This is a genomic window from Pseudomonas sp. PB103 (assembly GCF_009764635.1).
Lineage (GTDB): Bacteria > Pseudomonadota > Gammaproteobacteria > Pseudomonadales > Pseudomonadaceae > Aquipseudomonas.
Genome location: NZ_RWIL01000123.1, coordinates 25,355 through 36,385, shown reverse-complemented (window position 1 = coordinate 36,385; position 11,031 = coordinate 25,355). Strand labels below are relative to the sequence as shown.

At 59.4% G+C, this 11,031-nt stretch carries 9 protein-coding genes; 6 read left to right on the top strand and 3 right to left on the bottom strand.

From position 1 onward, the window contains the following. Window positions 1-2: 2 nt before the first annotated feature. Both EJA70_RS21755 and EJA70_RS21750 read left to right on the top strand, forming a co-directional pair. Window positions 3-773, top strand: coding sequence for an electron transfer flavoprotein subunit beta (locus EJA70_RS21755; protein ID WP_158833414.1), 771 nt, complete (start codon window positions 3-5; stop codon window positions 771-773). A gap of 148 nt (window positions 774-921) precedes the next feature. Continuing rightward, window positions 922-1,488 carry a GNAT family N-acetyltransferase gene (locus EJA70_RS21750; RefSeq protein WP_158833412.1) on the top strand — a complete coding sequence of 189 codons (567 nt, stop codon included), beginning with the start codon at window positions 922-924 and terminating at the stop codon, window positions 1,486-1,488. A 764-nt stretch (window positions 1,489-2,252) separates the two neighbouring features. On the opposite strand, the gene gbcA is transcribed toward EJA70_RS21750, so the two are convergent. Continuing rightward, window positions 2,253-3,548, bottom strand: coding sequence for a glycine-betaine demethylase subunit GbcA (gene gbcA / locus EJA70_RS21745; protein ID WP_008083155.1), 1,296 nt, complete (start codon window positions 3,546-3,548; stop codon window positions 2,253-2,255). 297 nt (window positions 3,549-3,845) lie between these two features. On the opposite strand from gbcA, the gene gbcB reads away from it, so the two are divergent. Continuing rightward, window positions 3,846-4,946 carry a glycine-betaine demethylase subunit GbcB gene (gene gbcB / locus EJA70_RS21740; protein ID WP_007911227.1) on the top strand — a complete coding sequence of 367 codons (1,101 nt, stop codon included), beginning with the start codon at window positions 3,846-3,848 and terminating at the stop codon, window positions 4,944-4,946. Window positions 4,947-5,155: 209 nt separating this feature from the next. On the opposite strand, the gene EJA70_RS21735 is transcribed toward gbcB, so the two are convergent. Both EJA70_RS21735 and EJA70_RS21730 read right to left on the bottom strand, forming a co-directional pair. Further along, entirely contained in the window at window positions 5,156-5,980 is an 825-nt protein-coding gene (locus tag EJA70_RS21735; protein WP_158833410.1) for an NAD(P)-dependent oxidoreductase, read from the bottom strand. Between the two features lie 279 nt (window positions 5,981-6,259). Continuing rightward, on the bottom strand, window positions 6,260-7,300 hold the full coding sequence (locus EJA70_RS21730) for a low specificity L-threonine aldolase (protein ID WP_158833408.1): 1,041 nt from the start codon (window positions 7,298-7,300) through the stop codon (window positions 6,260-6,262). 126 nt (window positions 7,301-7,426) lie between these two features. Here EJA70_RS21730 and EJA70_RS21725 point away from each other — a divergent pair, with 126 nt between their 5' ends. The 3 genes from EJA70_RS21725 to EJA70_RS21715 all read left to right on the top strand — a co-directional run bounded on the left by EJA70_RS21725 (window position 7,427) and on the right by EJA70_RS21715 (window position 10,919). Continuing rightward, window positions 7,427-8,137, top strand: coding sequence for a TraX family protein (locus tag EJA70_RS21725; RefSeq protein ID WP_158833406.1), 711 nt, complete (start codon window positions 7,427-7,429; stop codon window positions 8,135-8,137). Between the two features lie 257 nt (window positions 8,138-8,394). Continuing rightward, window positions 8,395-9,648, top strand: a complete 1,254-nt coding sequence (locus tag EJA70_RS21720; protein ID WP_008086924.1) for a serine hydroxymethyltransferase — start codon at window positions 8,395-8,397, stop codon at window positions 9,646-9,648. 20 nt (window positions 9,649-9,668) lie between these two features. Beyond that, window positions 9,669-10,919, top strand: a complete 1,251-nt coding sequence (locus EJA70_RS21715) for a sarcosine oxidase subunit beta (RefSeq protein ID WP_003206307.1) — start codon at window positions 9,669-9,671, stop codon at window positions 10,917-10,919. Window positions 10,920-11,031: the final 112 nt, after the last annotated feature.

The window sequence follows — 11,031 nt, the reverse complement described above, 5'->3', positions numbered from 1 at the left end:
CGATGAACACGAAAGTTATCAGTCTGGTTTCAATCGGCGCCCACCCGACTTCCGGCCGCCCGCGTCGCGCCGACCAGGACGCGCGCGCCGTGGAGCTGGGCCTGCAACTGGCTGGGGATAACCTGCAAGTGCTGCACGCCGGCGACGTGGCGGAACCGGCGTTGCGCGCCTATCTGGGCATGGGCCTGGAGCAGATGCATGTGCTGGAGCAGCCCGCTGGCGCCGATGCCTTGCCAGCATTGACCGCGTATCTGCGTGATGCAGGTGCGCAAGTGGTGCTGACCGGCAGCCAGGCGGAAACCGGTGAAGGTTCGGGGATGTTGCCGTTCCTGTTGGCCGAAGGGCTGGGTTGGCCGCTGGTGGTTGGGCTGGCGCAGGTCGAGTCGATCAACGACGGCTCGGCGCTGGTGCTGCAAGCCTTGCCGCGTGGTCAGCGGCGACGGTTGAAGGTGAAGCTGCCGTTTCTGGCGACTGTGGATAACGCTGCGCCGAAACCTCGGCAGAGCGCCTACGGCCCGGCGCGCCGTGGCGTATTGGAAGCAGACGACATCGAGGTTGTCGACGACGAACTCCTGTCTGTCGCCACCCTGCAACCGGCCAAACCAAGGCCTAAACGCCTGAAAGTGATCAAAGCCAAAAGCGGCGCCGACCGCATGAAAGCCGCGACCGCCAAAGCCAGTGGCGGCGGTGGACAAGTGCTCAAAGGCGTCACCCCACAAGCCGGCGCCGAAGCCATCCTCAAACTCCTCATCGAAGAAGGTGTCGTCCGCTGACACCCGACACCCCCCAAATCTCTGTAGGAGCTGACGAGTGCAACGAGGCTGCGATCTTTTGATCTTTGAAAACAAGATCAAAAGATCGCAGCCTCGTTGCACTCGTCAGCTCCTACAGGTTGGTGGGTTTGCCATAGGAATAATGTGAATGACTGTTGAGTTTCGCCCTGCACGGCGCACGGATGCGCGCGACATTGCGCGTTTGTTTCAGATTTCCTCGGAGGGCGCCTCGGATTACATCTGGAGCCAGTTGGCCGAGCCTGGGGAGGCGCTGCTGGATGTCGGCGAGCGACGTTATGCCCGCGACGACGTGGATTTCTCTTGGCAGAACTGCCTGATCGCCGAGGCTGCAGGTCAGGTTGTTGGCATGATGCACAGCTACGTCATGCGCGAAGATCCCGAGCAAACGCCGCCCACCGATCCGGTGCTGGCACCGTATGCCGATATGGAAGTGCCGGATTCGTTGTACATCTCCAGCCTGGCGCTGTATGAGGGCTGGCGCAATATGGGCTTGGGCGTGCAGTTCCTCCAGCATGCCCAGGCGCGTGCCGATCAGTTGGCGCTTAAAGGCCTGAGCCTGATCGACTACGCGGCCAACACCGGTGCACGGCGATTCTATGAGCGCCATGGCTTCGGCATCATCAAAACCTGCCAGGTGACGCCTCATCCGCTGATTCGGGTGACCGGGGAAGCCTATCTGATGCACCGCGCTTAACCTTCGGTTATCCACTGGACAGTGTTTACACACAATCGCTGTTGGTCAGTCTGTGGATAACGTGTTCGCCCTTCGCTGCAAGCCACGCCTACTGTGGCTTTCAGGCTTCAGATCAAAAAACGACCAACCTAAGTTACGGTTTTTATGGGATTTTTCTGCGGGATAACTGCGTAAGTTACCCCCGATCTCTGTTGGCGCTTCTGTGGATAAGATGTTCGCTAACCCCTGAGCGCTATATAAAACGTGGCTTTCACAGAGTTGTTCAATAAATGATCAATTTACGCTTTTGACACGATGAGTTGCCTGTAAAGCCCGGTATTTCGCAGTCTTCAGGGTTTTTCCACAGCACGCGCAAAGTTACCCCCGATCTCTGTTGGTGCTTCTGTGGATAAGGTGTTCGCCATCCGCTGAACGCCACGAATGGCGTGGCTTGCAGGCTGTTGATCAAAAAATGATCATTGTGTTTTCAAAACCGTCCTTCTGGATAAGTCACTGTTTTTCTTTGCAAATCAGTGGGATATTTTCCGAGTCATCCACAGTTGTCCCCATTTGCTGTGGGTGGGTGTGTGGATAACTTGTTTGCGGAAGGCTGTGGGGCGTGGTGGGTATGGGGTGTGGGGTGGTTGATCAGAATTCGTTCAATTGAAACGTAGCAGAATGTGAGGATGCCATCGCTGGCAAGCCAGCTCCCACAGGTTTTCAGGTGATCACAATATATGTGTACACCGCAAAACCCTGTGGGAGCTGGCTTGCCAGCGATGCTTTTAGCCTTGGACGGGGACGCCTTTGAGGTAAGGCGCAGGCTCAGCCCCAAGGTTGTTCAGCAAGCGCTCGCTGTACCAATCGACAAAGTTGACCACACCAAATTCGTAGGTCTTCGAATAAGGCCCAGGCTGATACGCCGTCGAGTTGATCCCGCGCTGGTTCTCCTCAGCCAGACGCCGATCCTGATCATTCGTCGCATCCCACACCTGACGCATGCGCTCGACGTCGTAATCCACACCCTCAACCGCATCCTTGTGCACGATCCACTTGGTGGTGACCATGGTTTCCTGCGCGCTGATCGGCCACACGGTGAAGACGATGATGTGGTCGCCCATGCAGTGGTTCCACGAGTGCGGCAGGTGCAGGATGCGCATCGAACCGAGGTCCGGGTTCTTGATCCGGCCCATCAGTTTCGCGCAGCCCTGTTTGCCGTCGAGGGTCATCGACACGGTGCCCTTGAGCAACGGCATGCGCACGATGCGGTTGCGCAGGCCGAAACTGGCGTGGGCATAAGGAATCTTCTCGGCCTCCCAGGCAGCGGCAGAGGCAGCAACGTGATCCTTGAACGCCTGATCGGCGCGCGGATCGGTGACGTCGTCCCATTCCAGCAGGGTTTTCAGCAGCTCCGGGTGTGACGCGTTGCAGTGATAGCACTCGCGGTTGTTTTCCAGCACCAGTTTCCAGTTGGCCTTTTCCATCAAGGTGGTGGTGATCGCCACCTTGGTGTTCTCCATGTCGTACGGTTCCATGTAATGGTTCAGCGTCGACAGGAAGTCATCAATGGCCGGCGGATTCTCTGCCAGGCTGATAAAGATATAGCCGCCGGCAGTCTTCACGTTCACCGGTTTCAGGCCGTACTGCTTCATATCGAAGTCGGCGCCCATTTCGGTGCCGGCGAACAGCAGGCGCCCGTCCAGCTCGTACGTCCACTGGTGGTAGTGGCAGACCAGTTTTGCGACTTTGCCCTTTTCGCTGGTGCACAGGCGCGAGCCGCGGTGGCGGCAGACGTTGTGGAAGGCATGAACCACGCCTTCGGCGCCACGAATGACGATGATCGGGTTCTTGCCGATCTGCAGTGTCAGGTAGTTGCCTTTCGCCGGGATCTCGCAGGTCATGCCGGCGATCAACCACTCTTTCTGGAAGATCTCCTGCATGTCGATATCGAAGAGTCGTTCATCGCTGTAAAACGGTTGTGGCAGCGAAAACGTCCGTTCACGCTCCTGGAGCATTTGTGCGGTGGCCTTGCGTGCGGGTTCCAGCGGATCGCCCAGGCTGATTTTTGCGGTGACGTCCATCGATGTGATCCTCATGGCCATCTGCGTGGCCGGCGAAAAGTGGCTGATCAGGTGTGCTGCTAACGGTTGCTACGCAAGGTGTAAAGAAGCTGTCTTGGTGTTGGGGCGAGTGTGGGGCCGGCGCGGGGCGGAACCTTATCCATGGGCGACATGGTGCAATCTGTTCCCGACGCGCAACCCCCGGTGGTTGGGGGCTGGTCGCGATAAGTATGCCGATGTCGCGGATAGGTAAACGGGCGGTTCGCGCTATACGCAGAATCGCCGACATGAGGCCGACAGTCGGCCGTGGAGAACAGCATGTCCAACAGCTTCCTGAATCCGGTCACCACCCAGACCTGGGCCAATGGCCGACACATCGTCCGTTGCGTCAAAGTCATCCAGGAAACCTGGGACGTGCGCACCTTCTGTTTCATGGCCGACCAGCCGATCCTGTTCTTCTTCAAGCCCGGGCAGTTCGTGACCCTGGAGCTGGAAATCGAAGGCCAGCCGATCATGCGCTCGTACACGATCTCCAGTTCGCCGTCGGTGCCGTACAGCTTTTCGGTGACGATCAAACGGGTGCCGGGGGGCAAGGTTTCGAACTGGCTGCACGACACGCTTCACGAGGGGCAGGAATTGGCGGTGCACGGGCCGGTCGGGCTGTTCAATGCCATCGACTTCCCGAGCCCGAAAGTCCTCTATCTGAGCGGCGGCGTCGGTATCACGCCGTGCATGTCGATGGCGCGCTGGTTTTACGACACCAACGCCAACGTCGACATGACCTTTATCCACAGCGCGCGCTCGCCGAAAGACATCATTTACCACCGCGAGCTGGAGCACATGGCGTCGCGGATCGACAACTTCAGCCTGCATCTGATTTGCGAGAAGCATGGCTTGGGTGAGCCATGGGCCGGTTATCGCGGTTACCTGAACCACAAGATGCTCGAATTGATGGTGCCGGACTTCCTTGAGCGCGAAGTATTCTGCTGCGGCCCGACGCCGTACATGAACGCGGTCAAGCGCCTGCTGGAAGTGGCCGGGTATGACATGTCGCGTTATCACGAAGAATCCTTCGGTGCGACGCCACCAGAAGCGCGTGCCGATGCGGTGGAGCAAGCCGAACAGGCAGCGGATGCGCCGGAGATCGATGCGGCGGATCTGCATCAGGTCGAGTTCACCTCGTCCGGCAAGAGCATTCGTGTGGCCCCGGGTGAGACTGTGCATGCGGCGGCGGCCAAGCTTGGTTTGATGATTCCGAAAGCTTGCGGCATGGGCATTTGCGGGACGTGCAAGGTGCTCAAGCTGGGGGGCGAGGTGGAGATGGAGCACAACGGCGGGATTACCGAGGACGACGAGGCCGAAGGGTTTATTTTGTCGTGCTGCAGTGTGCCGAAGGGTGACGTGCGTATCGATTTCTGAGTGGGGTGAATTTTTGCGTATGGCTTGCCCCTCACCCCAGCCCTCTCCCAGAGGGAGAGGGGGCCGACCGAGGTGTCTGGCGCTATACATCGACCTGAAAGACCTTATCGATTGTGGATTCGGTACAGCAGTTTCACGTCGGCGTAATTCTCAAATATCCCTCATTCAGTCCCCTCTCCCTCCGGGAGAGGGCTAGGGTGAGGGGCTTTTCAGTCAACGAACAAATCCGGCATTAGTGCCGCGTCGCTTTCTCGATCAAAGCGATATTGACCGAACTCCGTCACACCGCTCTCCCGCAAAACTTCCTCATCAATCAACAACCGCCCGGTCATCTGCCGCCCGCTGCTATCCAGAATCACGTACGCCGCATCCGCCATGATCGCTGGCGTTCGCGCCTGCTTGAACGACTCCCGATTCCCCAACTGAAACTCGATCGCCGCTGTAGCAATCATCGTCTGCGGCCACAGCGAATTGACGCTGATGCCGTAACCGGCAAACTCCTCGCTCATCCCCAGCGTCAGCATGCTCATGCCGTACTTGGTCACGGTGTAAGGGCTGAACTGTGCAAACCACTTGCTCGCCAGATTCAGCGGTGGCGACAGGTTGAGAATGTGCCCGGTGGATTTTTTCAGATAGGGCAGGGCGGCCTGGCTGCACAGCAGCACCGCGCGGGTGTTGATCTGGTGCATCAGGTCGAAACGTTTGAGTTCGATGTGTTGCACACCGGTCAACTTGATCGCCCCGGCGTTGTTCACCAGCGCATCGATTGCGCCGAAATGCTCGTTGGCCTGGGCCAGTGCCCGGCGCACGCCGTCCTCATCACGCACATCCACTTGCAATGCCAGGGCCTTGCCGCCCGCCGCTTCGACTTCGGCGGCGACACTGTGGATGGTGCCGGGCAGTTTGGCGTGGGGTTCGGCGCTCTTCGCCGCAATCACGATATTGGCCCCGTCCCTCGCGGCACGCAGCGCAATCTCACGGCCAATGCCACGGCTGGCGCCGGTGATGAACAGGGTTTTGCCTTGTAACGACATGCCGATGCTCCTGCTTATTGTTATGTGAGCGAAGGGCTCGACAGACAATGTAGACCAAGTCTTTCAGGGCAGAAGCAGGGCATTGAGATTGCTTGAGGGAGGGGCTTTTGTGGCGAGGGGATTTAGCGAAACGTCGCACCGCCCCGATGGGTTGCGAAGCAGCCCCAAAACCTACGAATGCGATCTATCCGTAAGACCGCGTTCTCAGGATTTACGACTGCTGCGCAGCCGATCGGGGATAAATCCCCTCGCCACAGGGGATGTTGGTAAGTCCTGAGGTCAGGCGGACATGACTTCGCGGATGTCGCGGGCCAGTTCGCGGACGCGTTCTTCTTCGGTGTCCCACGAGCACATGAAGCGTGCGCCGCCCTTGCCGATGAAGGTGTAGAAGCGCCAGTTCTTCGCGGTCAGGGCGGCGATGGCCGGTTCCGACAGTTGCAGGAACACACCGTTGGCCTGCACCGGGAACATCAGTTCGACGCCGGGGATGTCGCTGACCAGTTCTGCCAGCAATTGCGCGCAGTGGTTGGCGTGGCGCGCATATTTCAGCCAGGCGTCGGTTTCGAGAATGCCGACCCACGGGGCCGAGAGGAAGCGCATTTTCGACGCCAACTGCCCGGCCTGTTTGCAGCGATAGTCGAAGTCTTCCGCCAGTTTGTGGTTGAAGAACAGGATCGCTTCACCCACGGCCATGCCGTTCTTGGTGCCGCCGAAGCAAAGCACATCGACACCAGCCTTCCAGGTCAGATCCGCTGGCGAGCAGCCGAGGAAGGCGCAGGCGTTGGAGAAGCGCGCGCCGTCCATGTGCAGGTGCAGGCCCAGTTCTTTGCAAGTGGCGCTGATGGCGCGGACTTCTTCCGGGGTGTAGACGCTGCCGACTTCGGTGGCTTGGGTCAGGGTGACCACGCGCGGTTTCGGGTAGTGGATGTCCTGGCGCTTGAGCGCGACTTCGCGGATCGAATGCGGGGTGATCTTGCCGTTTTCAGTGCCGGCGATCAGCAGTTTCGAGCCGTTGGAGAAGAATTCCGGGGCGCCGCATTCGTCGGTTTCGACGTGAGCGGTTTCCGAGCAGATCACGCTGTGGTAACTCTGGCACAGCGACGACAGGGCCAGCGAGTTGGCGGCGGTGCCGTTGAAGGCGAAGAACACTTCGCAGTCGGTTTCGAACAGTTTGCGGAAATGGTCGGACGCGCGTGCGGTCCATTCATCGTCGCCATAAGCGCGCTGGTGGCCGTGGTTGGCCTGCTCCATCGCAGCCCAGGCTTCAGGGCAGATACCGGAGTAGTTGTCGCTGGCGAATTGTTGGCTCTTGTCGGTCATGGCCGGCTTCCGTGGTCGAGACTCTTGTGAAGGCTCGTGGTCAATGATGGTGCGCACTTTACCGAAGATCTTCCGGGGAGCACACGGGATGTCGCTGTCAGAACATTACATGGACGCAGGCCGATTATGCACCTGACTAAACGCGACGGCGCGCTGGATCTGCTCAAGTGGCTGGCGCTGTTGAGCATGTTGCTCGATCACCTGCGATATGTCGGGTTCTCCGCCGATTGGCTGTACGTACCGGGGCGGTTGGCGTTTCCGTGGTTTTGTCTGGCGATGGCGGCGAATCTTTCGCGCGATGGATCGCGGAGAATGGAGTGGCGGTATCTGGGCTGGTTGTTGCTGTTCAGCCTGGTGAGCGAGATTCCGTACCGGCTGTTCATTCCCGATCCCAATACACTGAATGTGCTGCCGACGCTGGCGCTGGGGTTGCTCGTGGCGCGTGCGTGGCAGGACCCCACGATCATGGCGCGATTGTTGGGTATCACCGCACTGGCGCTGGCCGCTGTGTTCCCGGAGCGACTGATGTTCGGCTTCTTCGGCGTGCTGTTGCCGTTGGTGATGCTCTTGGTGTTTCGCCGTCCGTGGTATTTCAGCGTGCTATCGGGATTGATTTGTCTCGCAGCGAATCAGTGGCAGGTGCTGTATGAATCGGCAATCTTCGGTAATAGCGTTGCCATTTTCGGCATCGCCACCTGTCTGTTCGCGCCAATGCTCGGAGTGTTCCTGTTGCGACATGGGCGACATCTCCAGCCACCGCCAATGCGCCGCTGGGCTTACGCCCTCTACCCCGCGCATTTCCTCCTGCTGCTCGCCATCCGCCAGTTGCTCGCATAACCCCTGTAGGAGCTGCCGAAGGCTGCGATCTTTTGATCTTGGAAATCAAAGTCAAAAGATCGCAGCCTTCGGCAGCTCCTACAGGGGGATGCATTCTTCGGGTCATTCTCAGCCATGTCGTAAACGCACCTTTGCGTGGCGCGCGCAGGCATTTGAGCTGTCTGCGCCGGTCATACCATCGGCATCAAAGGGCACTGCCATCATTGCCAGTGCCTTACCGAGACGAATGGCGCAAAGATGCCGCTGGGAGAGACGCGATGTTCAGCAAGCAAGACCAGATCCAGGGTTACGACGATGCACTGCTGGCGGCGATGAATGCCGAGGAGCAACGTCAGGAAGATCACATCGAGCTGATCGCGTCAGAGAACTACACCAGCAAACGCGTAATGGAAGCCCAGGGCAGCGGCCTGACCAACAAATACGCCGAAGGTTATCCGGGCAAGCGCTACTACGGCGGCTGCGAGCACGTCGATAAAGTCGAAGCACTGGCCATCGAACGCGCCAAGCAGCTGTTCGGCGCCGATTACGCCAACGTTCAGCCGCACTCCGGTTCGTCGGCCAACAGCGCCGTTTACCTGGCGCTGATCCAGCCGGGCGACACCATCCTCGGCATGAGCCTGGCCCACGGCGGTCACCTGACCCACGGCGCCAAAGTGTCGTCCTCGGGCAAGCTCTACAACGCCGTGCAGTACGGCATCAACACCGACACCGGGCTGATCGATTACGACGAAGTCGAGCGTCTCGCCGTCGAATCCAAGCCGAAAATGATCGTCGCCGGTTTTTCCGCTTACTCGAAGACCCTCGACTTCCCACGCTTCCGCCAGATCGCTGACAAAGTCGGCGCGCTGCTCTTCGTCGACATGGCCCACGTCGCCGGTCTGGTTGCCGCCGGTCTGTACCCGAACCCGCTGCCGTACGCCGACGTGGTCACCACCACCACGCACAAAACCCTGCGCGGTCCACGTGGCGGCTTGATCCTGGCCAAGTCCAACGAAGAGATCGAGAAGAAGCTCAACGCTGCGGTTTTCCCCGGCGCTCAGGGCGGCCCGCTGATGCACGTCATCGCCGGTAAAGCCGTGTGCTTCAAGGAAGCGCTGGAGCCGGGCTTCAAGGCTTATCAGCAACAAGTGATCGACAACGCTCAGGCGATGGCCAGCGTGTTTATCAAACGTGGCTACGATGTAGTGTCCGGCGGCACCGACAACCATTTGTTCCTGGTCAGCCTGATCCGTCAGGGCCTGACCGGCAAAGACGCCGACGCCGCCCTTGGCCGTGCGCACATCACCGTCAACAAGAACGCCGTGCCGAATGACCCGCAATCGCCGTTCGTGACCTCGGGCTTGCGCATCGGCACCCCGGCTGTCACCACTCGCGGTTTCAAAGTGACCCAGTGCGAAGTGTTGGCCGGCTGGATCTGCGACATCCTCGACAACCTCGGTGATGCCGATGTCGAAGCCAATGTTGCCCAGCAAGTGTCGGCCCTGTGCGCAGACTTCCCGGTTTATCGCTGAGTGTTCTGGAGTAACTGACTATGCAACGCTATTCGGGCTTCGGCCTCTTCAAACACTCCCTCAGCCACCACGAAAACTGGCAGCGCATGTGGCGCACACCGACGCCGAAGAAGGTCTACGACGTGGTCATCGTCGGCGGTGGCGGGCACGGTCTGGCGACTGCCTACTACTTGGCGAAAGAACACGGCATCACCAATGTTGCCGTGGTCGAGAAGGGCTGGTTGGGCGGCGGTAACACCGCGCGCAACACCACCATCGTGCGCTCCAACTACCTGTGGGACGAGTCGGCGCACCTCTACGAGCACGCGATGAAATTGTGGGAAGGCCTGTCGCAGGATCTCAACTACAACGTGATGTTCTCCCAGCGTGGCGTCTACAACCTGTGCCACACCCTGCAGGACATTCGTGATTCCGAGCGTAGGGTCAGCGCCAACCGCCTCAACGGCGTCGATGGCGAACTGCTCAACGCCAAGCAAGTCGCTGACGAAATTCCGTACCTCGACTGCTCGAAAAACACCCGCTACCCGGTGATGGGTGCGACCGTTCAGCGTCGCGGCGGCGTCGCCCGTCACGATGCCGTGGCCTGGGGCTTTGCCCGTGCTGCCGATGCTTTGGGCGTGGACTTGATCCAGCAGACCGAAGTGATCGGTTTCCGTAAGGAAAACGGTGTGTGCATCGGTGTTGAAACCAACAAGGGTTTCATTGGCGCCAAGCGCGTCGGTGTGGTCACCGCCGGTAACTCCGGACACATGGCCAAGCTCGCCGGTTTCCGTCTGCCGATCGAATCCCACCCGCTGCAAGCACTGGTGTCGGAGCCGATCAAACCGATTATCGACAGCGTGATCATGTCCAACGCCGTGCACGGTTACATCAGCCAGTCCGACAAGGGCGACCTGGTGATCGGCGCCGGTATCGACGGCTACAACGGCTACGGCCAGCGCGGTTCGTACCCGGTGATCGAGCACACCATCCAGGCCATCGTCGAGATGTTCCCGGTGTTGTCCCGCGTACGCATGAACCGCCAGTGGGGCGGCATCGTCGACACCACCCCGGACGCTTGCCCGATCATTTCGAAAACCCCGGTACCGAACATGTTCTTCAACTGCGGTTGGGGCACCGGTGGCTTCAAGGCCACACCTGGCTCTGGCAACGTGTTTGCCGCGAGTCTGGCCAAGGGTGAAATGCACCCGTTGGCCGCACCTTTCTCCATCGACCGTTTCCACAACGGTGCGTTGATCGATGAACATGGCGCTGCTGCGGTTGCCCACTAACAAAGGCCCCATGAAAACTACTGCGCTCGGCAATACGGCGTTAAAAACAGGCTCGAAATGCTCACTTAGTAAACTAAGCTCCGCTTTCTCGCCTGTTTTTGCCTTGTCTTGC